The sequence below is a fragment of the Mesorhizobium sp. M0140 genome (genome assembly GCF_040322475.1).
Lineage (GTDB): Bacteria > Pseudomonadota > Alphaproteobacteria > Rhizobiales > Rhizobiaceae > Mesorhizobium.
Genome location: NZ_JAMYTM010000022.1, coordinates 99275 through 120720, shown reverse-complemented (window position 1 = coordinate 120720; position 21446 = coordinate 99275). Strand labels below are relative to the sequence as shown.

The following is a 21446-nucleotide window of genomic DNA, read 5'->3' as shown; positions in this document are numbered from 1 at the left end:
ATCCGCAATGAACCGCAGATCTTCAATTCTTCGGAAATAAGTCAAATATAGAAAGGGCATTGCCTAGGCTGTCTTAATATCGGAGGAAGGGCAAATGGAAATCGCGGAAGCCTCTCTTACAGCCGAAGATGACAAGGGGAATGGCGATCCAGGGTCTACGCTAAGGGCCAGCCCTCTCCGCATCGGAATCTCTACGCGCGCTCTTTTTGATCTGGAGGAGGAACATCGCGTATTCGAGAACTACGGCGTCAAGTCGTATGCGGCCATGCAACTCGAACGCGAGGACGTGATCCTCCGCAGGGGTGCTGGCTTTGAGGTAGTCGAGCGGTTACTCGCGCTGAACGATCCTGAGGCTGCTCCGTATGTTGAAGTGATCCTTCTGTCCCAGAACTCGCCCGACCTCTCTCTCCGAGCGTTCAAGTCGATCGATCATTATGGGCTTGTCGTCAAGACAGGCAGTTTTACTAGCGGGCGGTCACTCGCTCCTTTTGTTCCTGCTTGGGGCATTGACCTATTTCTCTCAAACGCGGACACGGATGTAAAAGGAGCGGTGGACGGCGGAGCAGCCGCTGCTCGGCTTGGCTTGGCGCCCAAGGATCGTGCCGAAACACCCCAGGGCGAGGTCCGGGTCGCGTTCGACGGCGATGCTGTAGTGTTTGGCCCCGAGTCCGACGCAATCTACAAAGAAAAGGGCCTGGAGGCTTTCCTTGCGCATGAGACCGCGAACGCGAGCAATCCGATGGCGCGCGGCCCGTTTGGCAATTTTCTTCACAAGTTATCGGCATTGCGCCGAGTTTTCCTTAATGAGGGCAACGTGAGTAAGGTCCGCATCGCACTTGTCACTGCCCGGAACGCCCCTGCGCATGAGCGCGTAATTCGGACGCTGAGAGCGTGGGGAACACCAGCTGACGAGGCGCACTTCGTAGGCAGCCGTGAGAAAGCACCCATCCTGAAGGCGCTCGGGGCCCACATTTTCTTTGATGATCAAGAGAAGCACGTTTTAGGCGCGGCGGCAGTGGTTCCTGCCGGCCATGTTCCCGGACCTCACGATCCGGCTGCGCCGGTAATCCCGGCCGGCTGATTCTTCAGGATTAGATCTCGTTCGCTTTGACTGAGCGTCCGAACGTGACGGCATGCGATCTGGGCATAGTGGAAGCCGAACGGCGGCTTTGCGCCCAATGGCAGTCATTCGTACGGTCCCGTCCATTCACCAAAAGCGGACCATGGGGCGGAAGTATAGGTGAGCATTCCGTGCCGGCGAGCGCCGCCAACTGCGTGCGACTGCCCTGTAAGCCGGAGGTCAGAGCGTCTTGCTCATAAGCAGGATAGGAACCGGAGCCCCGCCACGCTCGTCGAAGAATTTCTTGACGGATTGGTACCCGCAGGCGCGATACAGTGGCTCTCCGGCCGCGGTAGCTGCCAGCTCAGCACGGGCGAAGCCCTCGGCCTTGGCGGCACGCTCACAAAGCGCAAGGATCAAGTGGCCGACCCCCCGCCGGACAAAGTCCGGATGGGTGTACATGGCTCTGATGCGTGCTGCGTCCTTGGCAGGATCAAGCAGCGCTGCATCACGTCCAGGCGACTGATCTCCACCATACATCGTTGCGCGCCGGCTCCAACCGCCGCAACCTGCCAAAACGCCGTTGTGCTCCACGAGGAAGTAAGTGCCGTCGTCGACAAGTTGTGTATCCAGCCCCATGATGGCCCGGCTGGATTGGATCTGAGCGTCATCTAGAAAGGGCTTCTGGAGTTCAGAGATCGCCGCGTCCATGAGCGTAATCAGGGCCGGGAGATCCTCCCGTTGTGCTTTCCGGTGCCGAAAGTCTTCACTTGCCATGTTCAAGTCTCGATTTGACGAATTTCGTTCCGGCAGAAGAGACCAAATATTCGCTGCTGCGGCAGCCTCGAGACGCTATCCACTGCGGCCCCGACGGCATAGCCGTGACAGTCATTCTGGCAGCCCCGCCATGCGATAGCCTTCCACGATATGCCGTCGGACGTCCTCGGCCGGGAAAGGCTGCGAAGCTGACCAATGCCTGATTGTGAAGTGCGGATTGCTTATCATGAACATTTCCGCCTCCCAGCGCGCCTCCTCCAAACGGCCAAGTTGCGCAAGGCTTGCTGCAAGCAGGCGTCGTGAAGTCGTGCGATAAGTTTCGGGTCTCCGCAACGTTTGAACCGCGGATTCGTAGTCGCCGATGGCATACTGAGCCTGGCCCAACATCCAGTAGTACCAACCGGGCGGGTGAGGGTTGAGCCGCAGCGCCTTGCGCACCTGCTCTATGGCTTCGGCAGGCCGGCCGTTTTCCGTCGTCAGTTCAGCTTGCATTGCCCATGCGTCGGCGTGGTTGGGATCCAGCTTGTGGGCGGCGGCGAATTCGGCATCCGATTCCGCCCAGCGACCCTCATGTCCTAGTATAACGCCCAATACCCATCGGTTCCCAGCGTCATTCGGGTCGAGTTCGACCGCCTGCTGTGCTTCGGCAAGCGCACTTGTGCGATTGGGGTCCATCGGTTCGTCCCAGAACTCCCAGCCCAGCCAGAGGTTGAGTGCCAGCCAACGATGCGCCTCCGCATATTCCGGATCGAGCGCAATTGCCCGGTTCAGCAGGAAAATGGCTTCTTTCGCGGTGAGTGCCGTTTGCAGGCCCAAGGCCCGTGCACGCACACATAAATCATAGGCCTCCAGGTTCTTCGGTCTGTTGCGCCCCGGCGCGGCGGTCAGACGGCCCACCAGAGCCTCGACAATCTTGCCGGTCACCTCGTCCTGAACAGCGAAGATATCTTCAAGGCTTCGGTCGAATCTTTCGGCCCAAAGGTGGTCGCCCCCGATCGCATCGATCAATTGAGCGTTGATACGCACCCGTCCAGCTGCCCGCCGTGCACTACCCTCAAGAAGATGGCGCACTCCCAGTTCTCGCGCGATGCGACGCACATCCATATGCCTGCCCTTGTATGCAAAAGCCGAGTTGCTGGCGATGACAAACAACTCGCTGTTCCTCGACAGATCCGTGATCAGGTCTTCGGTGAGGCCGTCGACAAAAGCCTCCTGCTCCGGATCGTTGCTCATGTTCGTAAAGGGAAGGACGGCGATGGAGGGCTTGCCGGGGAGCGGCAGCGGCGCTTTCTCTGCCGGTCCGCCACTTTCAGATGAGGCCGATAACCGAATCCGGTAAACGGATACCGGTTCGGCAACGTTCTTGATCGCTTGCGGACCGAGTTCGTCGAAGTCGCATTCAAGCTTTCGCTTGACTTGATCGTAGACGCTGCCGGAGACGCAGATATCTCCGGCCCCGGCCATTGCCTGAAGCCGCACTGCGACAACAACGCCATCGCCGAACAGATCGCCGTCCTCGACAACGACATCGCCCAGATTGATGCCGATATGCAGGTTGATTTGTCGGTCGAACGCCAAACCCTCGTTCGCGGCCATCATCCGCTTCTGGAGTTCGACGGCGCATGACACCGCGTTCACTGCGCTTCCGAACTCGACTAGGACGCCATCACCCATCACTTTTACGACACGGCCGTGACGGTCGCGGACCAGTGGTTCCAGGATCTCCTTCCGCCTCCTCTTTAACGCGTTCAATGTTCCTTGCTCGTCCAGGTCCAGAAGTCGGCTGTAGCCCACCACGTCGGCGGCCAATATGGCGGCAAGACGGCGTTGGGCGCGTTCTTCGGCCATTTCGCTTTGCTTTCATTGAAAGCAGAAAAATGGGATTGTATGACGTCTATTTCAAAAGTCTATCAGGCTGACTTTGAAGCTCGATCGGCAAGCCGCTACATGGGGTGATCGCGTCACGTCGGTCGATCATTCACTTTCTTGTTTACGCGGTCGCGAGGACGATACCTCAAAGACGGAGGGGCCTCAGCCGAGCCCGCATTGTGTCGTTTCGGAACCGGGTGGACCAATCAATTTAGGGTCATGTTGAATAAAATGCAGAGTGGAACTCAACGCCGACCTGTGCCAGGGTCCCGCCTCATCACAACCAGTCCAAAGAGAAGATCGCCCCCTTTCACCACTCTTTCCTTCGCGGCGCCCAACGGCAGGCCGTGGCCCGCCCGTTCAGTCATGCGCTCCGGATTGCGGCGCGGCCAATTTAACGGTCGATGTAATCCCCCGTTTACCGCTCTGGAGTGCGTGGCGGCACCTGATCTAGGAGTGCGATCTCATCGGTCGCTGCTGGCAGTTCGCCCCTTGGCGTCAGCTTGTCGACCGCCTCGGGCAAGTCTTTAGTGATCCGGGCAATCAACTCATCGCGCGACAGACCAGTTTGCATCGAAAGCGCAGTGAGAGTGTCCTCGTCAATTGCCGTCTCCACGTCCTTCGGGTCGATCGGTTCGTTGGGTCCGGTACTAACCCACGAATCGACCTTCGATCCCGCTCCTGCATTTCTGAAGCGGTCGAGGATGTCCCCAAACGCGGTCCCGGAGACGCCCTTGGACAGCTGATCCAAGAGCCCGCCTTGTGTGTTGTTTGGATCTCGATTTCCCGCGCCGCGGATCAAGTCACCGATCTTATCGCGATTTTGGTAAGCAAGAATGCCAAGCATCGCGACAGCCAGTCTTCCCAGATTTGCCATTGGTTTCCTCCTTAGCTAACAGGAAGAAGGCTTCGAGGCTCGCAAGGTTCCGCCTGCTGGAGTTAATAGACCTCTGGAACACGCTCAGCCTTCTCCTCCCGGAATTCTGCAGCGAAGCGCGCCGCAAGTTTTCCTCGCCGCGCCAGTGCTTCACACGGCAATCAACCCTGGGGTTTTAAGCGGCGCAATGATAAGGAGGAGGGAGCGGAACCTGGCCAGCTCGCTGTCGCTGTCATTCCCAACGTTTGCCCAACCAGTCTTCAAGCCCGTTGTCCGGCTCCTATCTTCAACCGAGTGCCGCTCTCACGCCCCATCTTAGCCTCAAATTACACACCCGCTCTTCGGAGGTGCATTGAGCTTCTCTAGCTGCGGGACATATGAAGCGCAACACGATCTCGTCCTTCCGATTTGGCACGAAACAGAGCCAAATCGGCGGCGTTGACGAAATCGTTTGGCGTCTCGTTCTCGGTGGGCACCGCTGTTGCGGCGCCAACGCTGATGGTCACGCGATCCGGGCCGTGGGGTATGTTCAATTCCCGCACGCTCTGGACGAGCCGCTCTGCGATCGCGCTGGATTGTTCCAGTAAAGTGTCGACCAGCACGATGACGAACTCTTCGCCTCCGTACCGCGCAGCGAGATCGGTGGAGCGGCCGGAACCACTCTGGATTACGCTGGCGATTTGCTTGAGCACCTCGTCGCCGGCCATGTGGCCATAGGTATCGTTGTATCGTTTGAAGTTGTCTGCATCGATCATCAACAGCGACAATGGGGACTGTGCGCGAAAAGCGCGCTTCCATTCAGCCGCCAGATATTCGTCAAAATAGCGCCTGTTGCCTAGACCCGTCAGGCCATCGATCCTCGTCAGACGTTCAAGCTCGAGATTTGCACTGATCAGCTGTCGCTGGCTTTCCCTTAGCGCTCGGTACGCCGCGTCTCGCTGGACGTGATCCAGATAGGCCCGCGTGTGATATCGAATACGTGCAATCAACTCGATACGGTCCGGCAGTTTGACGAGATAGTCGTTCGCTCCCGCAGCGAACGCCTCGCCCTTGGTGGCTGGATCTTCCTTGCTCGACAGCACAATGACTGGGACCGCGCGTGTCGACCCATGCTTCCTGTATTCTCGCACCAGATGCAGCCCATCGACCCCGGGCATGACGAGATCCTGCAGAATAACCGTTGGCTTTACCTCATCCGCGACCGTCATCGCTCTCAATGGGTCGGTGCAGAAGTGTAAGGAAATATCGGGCGCGGTGGCTAGAGCGCGCCTGACCGCCTCGCAAACCATGATCTGATCATCGATGAGCAGAACCATGGATGAATAATTATCTGCGAGTGGCGGGACCAGCTCTGGTTCTTGCGTCATCGGACGGGCCCTTTCACGTGGAGCGCTCGCAGGCTTCGATTATACGTGAGCCGATAGCACTCAAAGGAAGAATATCAACAGCCGCGCCGATGTCGGCGGCGGCCTTCGGCATGCCATAGACGGCACTGGTTGCTTTATCCTGCGCGATTGTGAGATGCCCCTTGTCGCGGAGCTGTCTCAGCCCGCGCGCACCATCCCTGCCCATGCCTGTGAGCAGAACACCAGTCACCGAGCCGGGCCACCATTGCGCCGCACTTTCGAAGAACACATCTACGGACGGCCGATAAACATTGTCCTTGGGGCTGGGCGTATAGCCAAGTTGCCGAGCTGACTTGAAAACCAGATGATCCGCAGAACTGGCAACGAGAACGGTGCCCGCTTGAGGACTATCCCTTTCCCGCGCCGGACGGATCGGGAGAGGCGTATGCTGCCCCAGCCAATCAACGAGGCCTGGAACGAACTGAGCATCGAGATGCTGGACCAGTACAATCGCGCCGCCAAAGTCAACGGGAAACGAACTCAGGACTGCGGCAACGGCAGCCGGCCCGCCGGCAGAGGCACCGATTGCAATCAGGCGTCGAGGTGTCGGCTCAGCCGCACGTGACATCCGCCTTTTAGCCTGGGTCGGCGCATCACCGATCAGCTTGCCGATCGTTCCTATCTTGTTCGTCAAAAGCCGGGCGGATTGCGAGGACGCGTTACCTTCGATGCCCACCGACGGAATATCGACTGCGTCAAGGGCGCCATGACCCATTGCTTCGTAGACGCCGGCGAGGTTGGCTTCGATACTGGCGGTCACAAGCAAGATTGAGCACGGAGTTTCCGCCATGATTCTGCGGGTCGCTTCAACGCCATCCATCTCTGGCATCGCTAGATCCATCAGTATCAGATCCGGCAGATCTCGTCTGCAGACCTCGACCGCCTCTCGCCCATTGGTCGCGATCCACGCGACCTGATGTTCGCCGGTCGACAGGACCAGTCGACGCAGAAGTTCGACCGCCATCGGCATGTCGTTGACTACGCCGATTCTCATTCGCTGGCGTCCCATCTCGATTTCATTCAACCGCCTCGCCAATCATGTCCACGACGGCATGGATCAGCGCCTCGTCCTGAAAGCTACTCTTGGTCAGATAATAGTCAGCACCTGCGTCGAGCCCGCGCGCGCGATCTTCTTCCCGATCCTTGTATGAAACGATCATGATGGGTGTGTTCTTGAGATGAGTGTCCTTTCTGATCAAACTCACCAGTTCGATGCCATCCATGCGAGGCATGTCGATGTCGGTGACGACGAGGTCGAAAGGACCAGACCGGACGGCATTCCACCCGTCCATACCGTCGACCGCAACTTCGACCTCATAACCGTAATTGCCCAGCATCTTGCGCTGGAGTTCGCGAACCGTCAGTGAATCGTCAATCACGAGCACGCGCTTGCGCCTGCTCGCTTCGGGACCGCCCGCGGCGCGCCGAAGAGTTCGAAATCCGCTCGACGACGCAAGCTTCTCCACCGATCGGATCAGATCGTCGACGTCGAAGATCAGAACAGGCGAACCGTCTTCCATCAGAGCTGCTGCGCTGATATCCTTAATTTTGGCAAACCGTGGATCGAGAGGTCTGATCACTAACTCGCGTTCCCCGAGAAAACGGTCGACGATCAGGCCGTACGCATCGCCCCGGCCCGCATCCACGACGACGACCGAGAGTTCGTTCGGTTCCGATCCGGGCTCACCTCGATCCAGCACCTCGCGCGCGGTGACCAGCCCAATCTGTCGATCATTCAATCGAAAATGTGGCCGCCCCTGCAGGAGAGTGATCTGCGTCCGCTGCAGTTTCAAAGTCTTGGAAATGGCAGCGAGTGGAAAAGCATAAGGCTCCCCATCGACATCGACGAGCAGCGTGCGCAGGACCGACAACGTCAGCGGCAGTTGCAGTTGAAATCGGGTTCCGTGCCCAAATTCTGAGGAGACGCTTGCGACTCCCCGCACTTCCTTCGTCATGGCTTGCACTGCATCGAGCCCCACACCGCGACCGGAGACGTCGGTAATGCCCGCTTTCATCGAAAAGCCTGGCAGAAACAGGAATGCGAGCAATTCGGTTTCGCTGAGTGTGTCAGCACTTTCCCTGGTTGCAAGTTGCCGGGCGACGACAGTCTCGCGCAGCTTCGAGAGCTCGACCCCCCTGCCGTCATCCACCACGGCTATCTGCAGCAGCCCGGCATTATGCCTCGCTTCGAGCCTGATCAGCCCCTCTTCGGGTTTACCCATCGCGAGGCGCTCATCAGGCGGTTCAAGCCCATGGTCTACAGCGTTGCGCAGGAGATGCCCCAAAGGGGCATCAAGCTGCTCGAGGATATCACGGTCGATGCCGGTCGAGCCGCCTACGATCTCCAGTCGCACCCGCTTGCCAAGGGTACGACCGAGGTCGCGGATCGTTCTCGCATAGTGTCGCACGCCGTCCTCAAAAGGCCGCATCCGGCTCGCCAACGTTTCATCGTACAATCTGTTGGCAAGATCAGTCGCTTTCCGATCCACTGAATCCAATTCATCGAGACGCTCCGCCAGGAACGCTTGGTTCAACCGAAGCTTTCGCTGCGCTTCAGCCAGCGCCTCCACCACCGCCGCATTGTTTGAAACCGGCGGCAGCATTGCATGAAGATTGTCGAACGAACTCGCGAGGTCCGCTTGAAGTCGCTTCAGCCGTAGCAGCCCGTCAGCGAATGGCCTGAGTCGCCGAGCTTCCATCAGCGACTCGCCAGCCAACCCGAGCAATCGGTTCAGGCTGTCTGCCGTCACCCGAACCATTCTATCAGAGCCGATGCTGCCCTGGGCTTGCGGTTCCGCCGCAACTAGGAGGTTCGCTGAAGAGGTCGTCGCCAGTTGCTCCTGGGCATGATCTGGAGTTGCGAAATCAGCTGCAGAATCTTGGGGCCCGGGCTTTGCCTTGGGGAGGGACAATTCCTCGAACTTCGCGAGAAAGGTTTCGACTTCTGAGTTGGCGCTGTCGCTCGATGATCCCGATGCGATCAATTTCAAAAGGTCAGAGCCCTGCAGAAGCGCATCTATATGCTCCCGTCGCACCCTCAGCTGCCCACGTTGCGCGGCGACCAGGCAGTCTTCCATCGCATTTGCAACTTTGACCGCGGGCATCAGGTCGATGATGCGGGCAGCTCCTTTCAGGGAATGCGCGGCACGCATGCATGCTTCCAGGGCGTCGGGGGCGATAGGATCGCGTTCGAGTGCCAGAAGCCCAGAGGTTAGAGCCTGTGACTGCGTCTCCAGTTCGGCCTGGAAGAGGGTGAGCATCGAAACCTGGCTGAAGTCTCCATCTGTCATGCGATGCTCCGGTCAAGCATCGTGAGCAGTTGTCGTGGATCGAGACAGCCAACGGCTCGTCCCTGCCACGGCAGCACGGCAACTGTAGCGGCCGACACTGCCTTGCCAATCGTGGCCGGAACATCGAGAGTGTCGCGTTCTTGGTACCGATGTAAGCCGTGGATCTCGTCAACCGTAAAAGCAACCCGCTTGTCGTGCTCGCCTACCACGACTAGGCGGCGAAATACCTTGGTGCGTGTGCCTTGTTCCCCCTCCTTGCGCTCGTCTATCCCGAGCAATTCGGCCAGGGACAGGCAAATGAGCAATTCACCACGGACATTCGCAATACCGAGCAGTGCACTGTTCCTGCGGTGTGGAAGTGAATGAACGCGACGAGATTCAGCCACTTCATGAAAAATACCGACCGGCAGTGCAAGCCATTCGTCCCCCAAACGGAAGAGAACGGCCGTCTGCAGCGCGTCGCTGTCTGTCGAATGGATCCCTGCACGATCAGCGTTATCATGCCATTCGTCGCGGTATGCCGAGGGCGCTGCACGGTCAAGAAGGCGTCGTGCAATCTTCTTGTAGGTCGGGCAATTCCGGCAGTGGAGATGCTGCTCCAGTAGCGGACATGACTTGTCGCCCCGTACGCCTATTTGCCGCCAGCAGTCGTCGATTGCAATCTCCTCCACCGGCTGAGCGATCTTTGTCGAAGCCGCCATCAGCCGCCGCTCCTTTTCTGGACCCGACCCAGCCGGCCGGCCAGCGCCTCGGCGCCGTTATGGTCGCCTTGCTTGCTAAGCAGCAAGGCCAGATGGACGAGAGCTTCTCGATGATTTGGTGCGAGATAGAGCGCCTTGCGATAACTTCGCGCGGCTTCGGGTGCAGAACCATCCGCATCTTGGACGAGGCCCAGCAGGTAGAAGATTTCCGCGGAAGGACCGAATTCCTTGAGATGCGCCAGGGCGACCTCCTGTGCCTCCTTTACCCGTCCTGCATTGGCGATCCGTTCAACCGCGATGAGGCTTTCCGAGGCCTGTGCAAGCGGCTTGGTCGGAGCCTGCCTACGGCCTTCATTGCCAATTGTCGGTCGGAACGGAAGAAGAGGCTCGCTCTTGTTGACCTTCGGGCTTGGCGCCCGCACCGGGACGGCGGCCGGAACTTTCGGCGCCGTGGTCTTGACGGCCTCCGATTTCAGAAAGGCAAAGGCCAATGGCCATTCAGCGGAAATAAAGCCATGCAACCTTGGAAGAGCTGCTTCCGCCGGACCGACCAGAAGAAGTCCGTCCTTGGCCAGCAGGTCCTTCAGGCAGCTCAATGCGCGATCCTGCAGCTCTCGATTGAAGTAGATCAGCAAATTGCGGCAAAGCAGGATGTCATACACCTCTTGCCCGAAAGCGCGAGAGCCGAACAGGTTTCCTACCCTGAACCGAACCTGTTTCAGCACCCCAGCAATAGGCCGCAACCCGCCCTCAGCCGCTTCGAAATAGCGATCTTTAAATTCGAGATGGCTCCCGCGAAACGAATTGCGCCCATAGATGGCGCGTTCAGCCGTGGCGATATTGCGACTGCTGACGTCCACGCCATCGATCTTGAACTCGTGCGCCTCAAAGCCGGCATCGAACATCGCCATGGCGACCGAATAAGCCTCTTCGCCGGTTGAACATGGCAGGCTCAGGACTCTTATCGGCTGAGCAGGCTTGTGCACGCGCGCATGCCGCGCCAGCATCGTGAACGCTTCTCGGTCGCGAAAGAACCAGGTCTCTGGGATCACCACCGCATTGATCAGCTCCTGCAGCTCCTGCGAGGAAACGGTCAAGTGTTCCCTATAGGCCTGAGGGTTGGTTATCCGGCATGCTTCCATCCGGTCTCTGACCGCCTGACGAACCACTGTCGGACCAACACTGGCACTGTCCAGTCCGATGGTTTCCATCAGGAGCTTTTCTATTGCGCCGGTCATTGATCACCTATTGCGGCCTGGCGGAGCAAAGCGGTACGAATCTCTTCCGAAAGCAGCGCTTCCACTTTGACCGACTGAATGATCTCCGAACCATCGGAAGCCACCGGCCCAAGATAGGGCGGGGTTCCTTGTTCAAGTCCGAACGGCGCGAAATCGGCAGGGTGTCGCTCGAGCGTATCCGTCACCCGTTCCGCGATCAGCCCCAGCAGGCGTTGCTCGCCATCATGCGCCGGATAGCGCGTCACAACGATCCGGGTGCTCAATAGGCGCTCCGATGGCCGGCCAAGCGCAAGATGGGTAACATCGATCAGAGGGATGGGTATTCCGTTATAGCTGACCAAACCCACCACACCAGTTGGCGCACCCGGAAGAACTTTCACATCGAAATAGGGCAGCACCTCTTCAATTTGGTGGACATCGATCAAGTAGCGATCCGGACCCATGCTGAAGGCGAGGAATAGCATTGTCACCTCCTACTGCCGACTCGCTATGCTCGCAGCTTGAACCTCGAAATGCTACTTCGCATGCCGCCTGAGACTTGATTGAGCTCGTCGATCGCGAGCGTCGATTGCTGAAGGGATTCGACTGTTTGCTGAGCTGCCTCGCTTAGCTGGGTTAGCGTGTCGCTGATCTGCCCCGCGCCGGTCGCCTGTGCTTGCATGCCTTCATTGGCGACTTCGAAACGTGGCACCAGCCCCTGAACCTGCTGAATGATATCGAAGAGTTGCCCGCCGACCTGCTGGATTTCCTGCATACCCCGGCGGACCTGCTCGGAAAACTTGTCCATGCCCATCACCCCGGCCGCGACTGCCGACTGGATGTCCTTGACCATCTGCTCAATATCGTAGGTGGAGACAGCCGTCTGGTCCGCGAGCCTTCGGATTTCCGTCGCTACAACTGCAAAACCCCGGCCATATTGGCCTGCCTTCTCAGCCTCGATGGAAGCGTTGAGCGACAACAGATTCGTCTGATCGGCGACTTTTGTGATGGTCGTCACCACCTGATTGATGCTGCCGGCTTTCTCACTCAAGATCGCGAGTTTGGAATTGATCGCGCCGGCCGCTTCCATGACTTGCTGCATGGTTTCTTCCATACGGGTCAGCCCGGCTTGACCTCCGCCGGCGACGGCAGCCGTTTGTTCGGCAACTGTGGAGACCTCGTTCATCGTGCGGACCAGCTCGTTTGATGTGGCGGAGATTTCCTTGGCTGTCGCGCGGATTTCTGTTGTGGTCGCTGCGATTTCAGTCGCAGTTGCCTGCTGTTGCTTGGAGGTGGCGGCGATCTCAGTTATCGACGTGCCGACCTGTATGCTGGACCTTTGAACCTGACCAATGAGGGTTGTGAGATCGTCCGCCATTGCGTTGAAGCCGTCGGCAAGCACACTGAATTCGTCTCGGCGCATCAGATCGAGGCGTTCGCTGAAGTCGCCTTGCCGCATCAATTGAACCGCGTTGACCAAACGGGTGAGCGGACCTGTAATGGCGCGAAACAGCTGGTAACCCAAAAGAAGGGCTAGCCCGAGGGCTACCAACAAGCCAACACTCAAACCGACTTCGGCCGTTCTAACGATCGAGCTGATCCGCTGGGTCGCACTGTTTGCCTCGCCTCTATGATCCTCAACCATGGCCTGCAGAGCGGACTGCAATTTTACAAAAATCGGCTCTACGGTGTTCTTGAGGGCCGGGCTTTCATTGGGAGTTTCACCTTTCGACAAGGCAGCCCGGCTTGTGTCCAGCACAGCAGTTTCAGCCAGACGGAATTGGTTGGCGAGTTCTTTGACGAGTGCATAATTCTGCTTGTCGATGTCGGAGACGATTGTTGCCTCATAGTCGTCCATCGATCGCTGCACTTGGTCGCGATTGGTCGTGATCGCGCTTTCAAGCGTGCTTCTGTCCGACGGGTTTTCCTGAAGGGCAAATTCCTGAAGCAGACTATGGGCCGCCATCTGGCCCGTCATGATCTCGGTGCTGTGATAAAGGTCCGGTAGGATGCCCTTCTCGACCTCAGTCGCCTCCTGGCCCGCCTGAAGAAACCAGGCGTACGCCATGACGGCTATCACGGACATGACCACCAGAACGGCAGCGAAACTGACGAGGATGCGGTGGCGTATTGTCAGACTCTTCATGGAACCGGTTCACCAATGGGGGCATCGTGGGCTGCGCGACAAGCGCTCGTTCCGACGTATTCGAAAAGGTGCGTCGAAAAGCGGCAGTCTGATGCTGAATGGTTTCTTTTCCGTTCCATCGCAAATGATGGAGAGGCGGCTCGCCAATCGGCGGCGCCAGAAGCGGTGGTCAAGGACGTCCTGCCGTCCACGCACATCAGCCCGACATCGGCTAGGGTGGCACGCCGCGTCAAGAGGAGCGTGTATGAGCTACTTGTGGCCATGAGTTGAATGACTGCTTAGGTCAGCTCGATGCCCGAAAGCCGACCTCCCGCTTGCGGCCCAGAGTCGCCAGTCTGCAATGCGCCTCATTTCGGCCAGAAGGTCGACATTTGCCGCGTCCAAAAGCGTACATCGTGATGATCGGCGTTCTGACGGTCTGTCTGCGCCAGCGACCGTCAGAACGCTGCTTGAGAAGAGGTACAGAATCACATCAAATATCCGTGCCTTCAGTCCGATCTCCCGGCTCTGCTGGATCAGCAAATGCCCTGCAGATCGCTCTGGGCGGCCTCGAATATTCCCGCGCTTTGCCTCCAGACAGGCCGCCGGAGGTAATGATCCTCGGCCCCGCGCTTTTGGCTAGTATTTGATAACGAAAAACCCGCTTCGGCGGCTTTTTTATTCAATATCTTTTTTTTAGTCCAGCGCGTTTCGTGTACTCAGCAAATTTCACTGTTTCGTTTCGGGTGGCGTCTTAGCTGGTCTAAATGAGCGGTAAATCGCGCCGAAAATAATCCCCACTGCTATCCCAACAAAAATGATTAGCAACGCTCCACCAGTGGTGTTTGGCGCAATGATCGTCATCGCAATGAGCCCAAGCACCAATCCCACCACTCCGGACACACCGAACCCGGCTATGAAATCTAGGAAGGGCGTCACTTTACACCGACGACTGAAAAGATCAGGGACCCGTAGTGATCCGCCCACTCGCGAGCTGTTGCGATCAAGCTTCTATCGAACGTTCCCGATCTCCAAAGCTCGGGCCTGTTTTCAATTTCCACTACCCACCGGTGCATGATGTCACTTGCCATCTTGTATTCGGTCACTGTTGAAAGGTCGGCTTTAAGAACCACAGCACCAGGCTTTCCGATTTGCGTCGGCGGTGCCCACGCAATCAGAAAAGGCCCGTCGCCGTCGACAGCAACGCCGCTTGCAACTGCATCGCGGACTGCCTTTTGCGAAACAGCCAGTCCATAATCCTGAAGGGCTTCGTCGCAGGTCCTGGTTATGTTCGCCTTGGTTGCGGCCTTTGCATGCTCGGCGCTGTCCATCGGCCATACCGTTACCATTTGGGCCGCTGTAGGGACGACGAGCGACGACGACGGCAGGACGGCATTCACAAACGCCTCGCACAGCATCTTTTGCCGTTCCTGGTCGTAGATGGTAACTTTCGATTTGAATGCCAGAATCCCATAAGCCGCGAAATTAGTGGGTGGATATTCGTTCGGTCCGGCAAAGATCCTAGAGGCGTGAATTTCGTGAGAGGTGTCTGGAGCGCCGGGCGAAAGTACTTTGTCGACCGCGTAGACCAAGCCGTTCGTCTGTTTCACGTCGCTGGCAACGAGACTGGCAATGTCGCCAAATTGGTCCGTTACAGAAATATTGCTTCCTGCCGCCCGAAAAGTGAGAGAGCATCCCCCGATTGTGTCGACCGAGTAGGCTCCGTTGTTCGCGGCTATCTCAGCGAGGATCGCGTCGGTACTCAGATCTCCGGAAATCACATGACACTTTAGGATTTTGGAGAGTTCGTTTTTAGCTTCGGGCGCAAGAAGAACCTGCACTGCACCTTGCTGCAATCTTGCAAATGCGGCGTCTGTCGGCGCGAGAACAGTGAACGGGCCTTTACCCTCCAACGTCTCAACCAGCCCGGCCGCTTTCACAGCTGCTATAAGGGTGGTGTAGTCCTTGGAAAGAGCGGCATTCTGGATGATATTGTTGTCGGAAGTCGTCTGGGCGCGTGCTACCGCCGTCTCAACCGTCTGGGCGTTTCCGACCGCCACCTGACTTATCAGGATGCACACTGCAAAAATCAGTCGACGCTTCATGCCAAACTCCGCCCAGAGAGAGCGAATTTATCATAACCATCAGTTTTGATAAGTGACCTTGGCTATTTGCCCAAGGCGCAGTTCTTTGGACGTTTGGCCTTACGATTGCGCCACCAATGAAACTGCGGGAGGCGGTGACATCACTACTGCAATGGCGCGCCAAGGATTTTCAACGCGAGTTTAGGGGCCGCGAACGGCCCCGTCTGAGGATCATCATACCGTAAGCTGCCTGTTCGCTCTCTGCCAGACAGGACGTTCGGCACGCCGACTCTTGATGTCGGCTTCGAGGCGCATTTCAGACATTCAGTCAGTCGAGGGCCGCATCGCACCTGCCTGAGAGTTTCGCTCGAGTTCGGCCGGACTCATCCTATCGCTGTCATCTTGAACTTTCCCCACGCTCGGCGGTTAAAAGGAGCCGAGAGGATCAACGATGTCGAAATCTGATGGCAGAGGGTCCGACGGCATGCGGTCTTCCTGTGCAGCGTAGTGAGGGATCAACTGCTGAGCCATTCACCTTGATACCGCGTGAAGAGTTTTGGAGAGAGCTCCTGATGACCCGCATCGCAACATTCAACGTCAACGGTGTGAACGGCCGCCTGCCTGTGCTCATCAAGTGGCTGGGTCAGACCGACTATGACGTCGTGTGCCTTCAGGAATTGAAGACCTCGGATGAGAAATTCCCCGCCGAAGCCATCAGGGACGCCGGCTACGGCGCAATCTGGCACGGGCAAAAGTCCTACAACGGCGTAGCCATACTCGCTCGTGGAAAAGAGCCGTTGGAGCGCCGTCGTGGGCTCCCGGGCGATCCTGACGACACGCACAGCCGATATATTGAGGCTGAGGTGGATGGGATCGTCGTCGGCTGCCTCTACCTGCCCAACGGCAATCCCGCTCCTGGCCCGAAATTCGAGTATAAGCTGCGCTGGTTCGACCGCCTGATCAGCTACGGCAAGCTGCTGCTCAGGGAAGGCGTCCCAAGCATTCTCTGCGGCGACTACAATGTCGTGCCCACCCCGATCGATGCCGTGGTGCCGCAACGTTGGTTAGGCGATGCAGTCTACTTTCCGGAGAGCCGGCAAGCCTATGCCGAAATGCTTGATGGCGGCTGGACCGATGGCGTCCGCCGCATCCACCCGGAGAAAGGCGTCTACACCTATTGGAACTTCTCCTACCAGGGTCGCTATGATCGAAGTTCCGGCCTGAGGATGGATCATCTTCTGGTCAGCCCATCCCTTTCGGACAGGTTGTGTGACGCCGGCGTTGACGCTGACGTGCGCGGTTGGGAAAAGCCGAGTGATCATGCGCCAGCCTGGATAGAACTCGGCCGGTCCGGCAAAGACACGACGTGATCTCATTCGGGATGTCTCCGGCGAGCACTCTTCATTTCCGGCGTTTGCGCTCACGCAGCTTTTCTGAGGGCCGCCCTGAACGGACGGTCGATCGTGAAGGCATCTGGACGGATGGCTGCCTCAACCTGGCTCCAGGTCACCGGATGGGCGATTGGAAAACCGCGGCGCGCCCGTGGCGAGAAGGCGCCCACCGCAGTGCTGCCCCGACCATTGCGGAGGTAATCAATGAAGATGCGGCCTGTTCGAGCCGACGGCGAGGCCGAAAGTAGATAGCGGTCCGGATGCGCTTCAGCGAGCCGATTGGCGAAGGACCTGGCCAAGAGGCGGCCGCTGTCGTGCGTGATCTTGCTCTCCAGCGGGACCATCAGGTGAATGCCTTTGCCGCCAGTAACCTTCGGCCAGCTCTCCAGCCCTTCCGCTTCCAGGATGTCGCGGAGCGCCAGTGCGGCCTCGATGACTTGCTCCCACTCCACGCCCTCGCCGGGGTCAAGGTCCAGAACAATACGGTCGGCATGTTCGATATCGTCGACGGTGGCGTTCCAGGGATGCAGCTCTACCGCATCCATCTCGACCAGTCCCAGCAAACCGGCAAGGTCGTCCACCCACACGCGCACACCTTCGCCACCCTCGCGCTTCTGCAGCCGCAATTGATGCACTGCCGCCGGGATCTGCGGCAGTGCGCCTTTGTGATAGAAGGTCGCGCCATGAGCATGGCGGACCAGCTTCAGCGGTCTGTGGCCGAGATGAACCAGGGCATGATCCGCAACCCTCTCCCAGTAACGCGCAAGCTCGTCCTTGGAGGGCGAGACAGCGTCTGGCAGCAGTTGCAGGATGTTTTCACTGGGAACGCCATGTTTCCGGGTTGGCCCGCGTCGCTTTGATGGCGCTTGAGGCTTGGCCGGGATTGGCACGAGGTCTTCGCGCAAACCCTTGAACACTGCCTCGCGCAGCACCCCGCGATCGGTGACGCCGCTGAACTGGACCTCGGCCAGCACGTGTGGTTTCACCCAAGTCGCTTTCGGCTTCACAATCGGCTCTGACAAAGGCGACTTGCTGATGATCAGCGGGTCAAGCCGCTCTCGCACAAGTTTCGCAGCGCTCAAGGTGTACCCGCTGCGAGCCTTGCCGGCATAGAGCAGTCGGTTGCCCTCGCGGCGCCCGATATAAAGCGATGCAATGCGGCGCGGGTGAGCACCGAGTTTCTCTACGAAAGCCACGATAGGGAAGGTGTCGCTCTTGATGCACTTTACCTTCAACCAACTGGTCTGAACCCCCGAGCCGTAGGCCGCATCGACGCGCTTGGATACGATCCCCTCCAACCCCATCCGGCAGGCATGTTGAAACACATCCTTGCCGCTTACCTCCAGATGTTCGGCATAGTTTAGTGTCGGCGCGGTGTTCTCCAGTAGCCTCTCCAGGGCTGCCTTGCGCTTCACCAATGACTGTTGCCGAAGATCGCGCCCATTAAGGTGCAGCAGGTCGAAGGCATAGAAGATGAGCCTCGCCGAATCTGGATTGCCCAACTCCCTTTCCAGGGCTTGGTAATCCGGAAGGCCGGTGTCGCCGAGAACGACAGCCTCCCCATCAATGATCGCGGTCTTCACCGGCAAGCTCGCAGCTGCTTCAACTATCCGGCAGTATCGATGCGACCAGTCGTAGCCACGGCGCGTGAAGGCCCGCGCTTTGCCGCGCTCAATGATGAGCTCGGTGCGGTAGCCATCGTACTTGATCTCGTGGATCCATTCGCTGCCCTCGGGCGCCGTCGCGACCAGAGTCGGCGACTGAAACTCGACGAAAGAGAGCCCGTTTGCTGCCTTACTCATGCACCCTCCGAACCGCGACTCAAGGCTCAGTGCACCAATAGGTTCCAGGTTTTAGCGAAATAGCATGTTCGACTGCTTGCACCGGCAATCCTGGGCCAGCCGGCTGCAAGGGAGATCAACGACAGGAGAAATCGCACTTTCTTCGTCGGTCAGCGGGCCTAGCGGGTCTTCGTTGCAGGAAAATTGGGCTATCACTCGCCTACTAAGGGCCAACTGAGGCTAGCTCGGCTTTTGGGCCGGGAGCGGATCGGCAGCTTGCGGAGCCACGCAGCCGAAGAGCGGTCATTCCATGAAGTTGTTTACAGCCCCAGGAGGAGTGTCACTCCTCCCGGAATAACAACCTGCCATTCGTCAACGCCATCCTTCCAACCTGGGGAGAACCGCCGGAAATCAGGCTATCAGATTGCACACCGTCGCGTTGGAGTCATTCATCGCGCCAGTATGGGTGGGAACAGCTGAATTGGCGCGAGCCAACCAGACGGCGTTTGGTCCTCGATATCGTTCTTTGGACCTGCGGATCATTCGCGGTCAGGTCGGGTACGACAGTGTAACCCTGATCGACAAGCTGCAGTTTCAGCTCCGCCAGGTGGCGCCTGAATCCGTTTTCAATGTAGCTGCGCGGATACCGCCATCCGTTCCTGCATGCTCGCACGAGAATGTCGGAATACAGTTCAGCGCTGGCAGCTTTCACCGTTTCTTCCGAAGTCAGTTTGCTGTCGGTTTGGGTACCTTCGGACAAGCATGGCCCCGCCGACACCAAAAGCACCAGTAGTACGGTCAAGACAGGCAACTTTGTCATGGAGCCCTCCGTGTTCTAAATCGACCAGGCCTGCCAAGCAACCTAACCTGCCCACCTGCAGAGACTAGGATGCTGACCCGTCGCATGGAATCGTGCAAATGCAGTGTTTTCGATATCGCATCTGTAGTATTTTCATCCTGATGTAAGGCCATCGGGTTCTGGCCACAGGTCGGCAGCAAGGAAAATGGAACGATGCTTCGCCCCGTAGGCAATCCTCTCGCCGGCTTATCGGATCGGGAGTTGATGGTCGCGGCAAAGTTTGCGGAGGGAATGACTTATCGCGAAATTGGCGAAACACTCTTCATAGCGCCTACCACCGTTCGGACCCATCTTTCGGCCATTTATCGGAAGCTCGATGTTCGCAGTAAAGTGGCGCTTGCTGGGTTACTTGCCGATCACCGCCAGCAGGACCGCAGCCATGCACCACCCGGAAGTCTTTCGACCGACGAGCCGGGTCCGCCGGTCCTCGCAGTTCTCCCGTTCGACAATCTAAGCGGAGAAGAACGCTGGACTCGTATCGCTGATGGTTTGTCGGCGGACCTCATAGTTGATCTCTCTCGCTACCGGGACCTTGCGGTGATCGCCCGCCAAACAATGCTTTCCTACAAGGGACGGCGTGTTGACGTGCGAGCTCTCGGACGAGAGTTGAATGCCGACTATGTGATCGAGGGAAGTTTTCAAGTGGACGGGCAGCGGGTGCGCATCCGCGTCCAACTCGTCGACGCCCACACAGGGGTCGATGTCTGGACGATGCGTTACGATCGTTCCGCGAACAACCTGTTTGCGATGCTGGACAGCGTGACCGAAAACGTCATCAATGTCCTTGCAACTTGCCACGGTCAGCTCGCCAATCTGCGACGCGATGCTGCTCGTCGGAAGGCTCCAGCAAGTTTGCAGGCCTATGACTGCTATCTGCTTGGGCTTGAGCAGAAGCACCTTTTCACCCGTGAGTCGAACAAGGAGGCGATACGGCTACTGGCGCGTGCGATCGAACTCGACCCGGGTCTAGCAAGAGCTTGGACCGCGCTGGCACTTGCGCATGCTGTGGAAGCCATCAACGGGTTTACCGACAACCTTTCCGGCTCGATCGAGAGCTGGAGCAAATGTGTCAAGCAAGCGCTGGCGCTCGATCCGGCCGACATTTACGCCCGCATAATGCTTGCCGATCTTCGGGCATTGCAGGGCGATGTCGAAGCTGCTGTCGAAGAACATGACCGAGTGTCGGTGGCTGCTCCAAATGACGCGGACTCACTTGCCTTTCTTGCGGGTAGCCTTGCTCTTGTTGGTAGCGACCCGAAGCGTGGCTACGAACTGGCCAAGCGAGCGGTCCGGCTAAATCCTTATGTTCCTTGGTATTATGGAATGCTTGCGCGATGCAGCTACGTTCTAGGCTTTTACCGTGAATCCCTGGTCGCGCTACGTCAATCTGCGCCAGATTCGCCCGCCACACTTCTGTTTGTGGCAATGGCTCATGCGATGCTCAATGAAACGCCTCAGGTCGCCAGGATCAATTCGCGACTGAAGGACGAGTTCCCGAATTTCACGGCTGAGGTGTTCATCAGAACCTATCCGGTTACCAATCCTGTCGCCACTGCTGCAATCAGAGAAGGCGCCCGTCGTGCGGGTTTGGCATAGCTTCTTCACTCCTGGTCACCTCAGAGGCGCATTGCTCCTCGGCAGCATTGGGGCCGGAAGCTGAATGGCAGCTTCAGCTCTGCAACTCCAAACAGCCGACGCTCAACGATGATCTACATCAGCTTGTAAGAGCCAAGCAACTCACCACTTGACGCGCAAGCCGAGCGAGCCGGTCAGTACATGACTGTCACCGAAGTCTTTGAGGCCCGTCCGGGCGATGGCTTCGCCGAAAGCCGAGAACCTGTCGTCGGCCCAGTTGATCGTGCCGCCAAAACCGAGGCCGCCCCAGAGTTGCTTCCTTCCCGGTGCACATCAAGCCGGCTCGTTGGCCGCTATCGCAAATTGTTGGATTCGTACGAAGCAGAGTTCTGTACGATTCCAACCCTTTAAATTTGTACACCCTGTTTTGTAAT

The 21446-nt window shown here is 58.1% G+C and carries 16 protein-coding genes; 3 read left to right on the top strand and 13 right to left on the bottom strand.

Annotated features, from left to right (window positions below; genetic code table 11):
- Positions 1-94: 94 nt before the first annotated feature.
- Positions 95-1081, top strand: a complete 987-nt coding sequence (locus NKJ37_RS21765; RefSeq protein WP_081734773.1) for a 5'-nucleotidase — start codon at positions 95-97, stop codon at positions 1079-1081.
- A gap of 219 nt (positions 1082-1300) precedes the next feature.
- Here the strand turns inward: NKJ37_RS21765 and NKJ37_RS21760 are convergent, their stop codons facing one another.
- The 11 genes from NKJ37_RS21760 to NKJ37_RS21710 form a co-directional block, all read right to left on the bottom strand.
- The gene (locus NKJ37_RS21760) at positions 1301-1837 is read right to left on the bottom strand and encodes a GNAT family N-acetyltransferase (RefSeq protein ID WP_023809638.1); all 537 of its coding nucleotides are present in this window, start codon (positions 1835-1837) and stop codon (positions 1301-1303) included.
- 111 nt (positions 1838-1948) lie between these two features.
- A complete protein-coding gene (locus NKJ37_RS21755) occupies positions 1949-3685 on the bottom strand; it encodes an adenylate/guanylate cyclase domain-containing protein (RefSeq protein WP_023809637.1) in 1737 nt (578 codons plus the stop codon).
- A gap of 439 nt (positions 3686-4124) precedes the next feature.
- On the bottom strand, positions 4125-4583 hold the full coding sequence (locus NKJ37_RS21750; protein ID WP_023809636.1) for a YidB family protein: 459 nt from the start codon (positions 4581-4583) through the stop codon (positions 4125-4127).
- Between the two features lie 362 nt (positions 4584-4945).
- A complete protein-coding gene (locus NKJ37_RS21745; RefSeq protein WP_352630555.1) occupies positions 4946-5950 on the bottom strand; it encodes a diguanylate cyclase in 1005 nt (334 codons plus the stop codon).
- Positions 5951-5963: 13 nt separating this feature from the next.
- The gene (locus NKJ37_RS21740) at positions 5964-7013 is read right to left on the bottom strand and encodes a chemotaxis response regulator protein-glutamate methylesterase (protein WP_352630557.1); all 1050 of its coding nucleotides are present in this window, start codon (positions 7011-7013) and stop codon (positions 5964-5966) included.
- Positions 7006-9279, bottom strand: coding sequence for a hybrid sensor histidine kinase/response regulator (locus tag NKJ37_RS21735; protein WP_352630559.1), 2274 nt, complete (start codon positions 9277-9279; stop codon positions 7006-7008). The genes NKJ37_RS21740 and NKJ37_RS21735 overlap by 8 nt, the downstream gene beginning before the upstream one ends.
- On the bottom strand, positions 9276-9980 hold the full coding sequence (locus NKJ37_RS21730; protein ID WP_127297588.1) for a chemotaxis protein CheW: 705 nt from the start codon (positions 9978-9980) through the stop codon (positions 9276-9278). The genes NKJ37_RS21735 and NKJ37_RS21730 overlap by 4 nt, the downstream gene beginning before the upstream one ends.
- Positions 9980-11218 carry a CheR family methyltransferase gene (locus NKJ37_RS21725; protein WP_023809631.1) on the bottom strand — a complete coding sequence of 413 codons (1239 nt, stop codon included), beginning with the start codon at positions 11216-11218 and terminating at the stop codon, positions 9980-9982. Before NKJ37_RS21725 ends, NKJ37_RS21730 begins: the two co-directional genes overlap by 1 nt.
- Complete coding sequence (locus tag NKJ37_RS21720; RefSeq protein WP_023809630.1) at positions 11215-11682, bottom strand: chemotaxis protein CheW; 468 nt, start codon at positions 11680-11682, stop codon at positions 11215-11217. Before NKJ37_RS21720 ends, NKJ37_RS21725 begins: the two co-directional genes overlap by 4 nt.
- 23 nt (positions 11683-11705) lie before the next feature.
- Entirely contained in the window at positions 11706-13343 is a 1638-nt protein-coding gene (locus NKJ37_RS21715; RefSeq protein WP_023809629.1) for a methyl-accepting chemotaxis protein, read from the bottom strand.
- A 914-nt stretch (positions 13344-14257) separates the two neighbouring features.
- On the bottom strand, positions 14258-15427 hold the full coding sequence (locus tag NKJ37_RS21710) for a fasciclin domain-containing protein (protein ID WP_352443095.1): 1170 nt from the start codon (positions 15425-15427) through the stop codon (positions 14258-14260).
- Between the two features lie 551 nt (positions 15428-15978).
- Here NKJ37_RS21710 and xth point away from each other — a divergent pair.
- Positions 15979-16776, top strand: coding sequence for an exodeoxyribonuclease III (gene xth / locus NKJ37_RS21705; RefSeq protein WP_023809627.1), 798 nt, complete (start codon positions 15979-15981; stop codon positions 16774-16776).
- Positions 16777-16826: 50 nt separating this feature from the next.
- Here xth and ligD read toward each other — a convergent pair whose 3' ends face one another.
- Positions 16827-18599 carry a DNA ligase D gene (gene ligD / locus NKJ37_RS21700; protein WP_352774947.1) on the bottom strand — a complete coding sequence of 591 codons (1773 nt, stop codon included), beginning with the start codon at positions 18597-18599 and terminating at the stop codon, positions 16827-16829.
- Between the two features lie 424 nt (positions 18600-19023).
- Entirely contained in the window at positions 19024-19398 is a 375-nt protein-coding gene (locus NKJ37_RS21695) for a hypothetical protein (protein WP_352774945.1), read from the bottom strand.
- Positions 19399-19590: 192 nt separating this feature from the next.
- Between NKJ37_RS21695 and NKJ37_RS21690 the strand changes: the two genes are divergently transcribed.
- Entirely contained in the window at positions 19591-21033 is a 1443-nt protein-coding gene (locus NKJ37_RS21690; RefSeq protein WP_031212654.1) for a LuxR C-terminal-related transcriptional regulator, read from the top strand.
- Positions 21034-21446 lie beyond the last annotated feature (413 nt).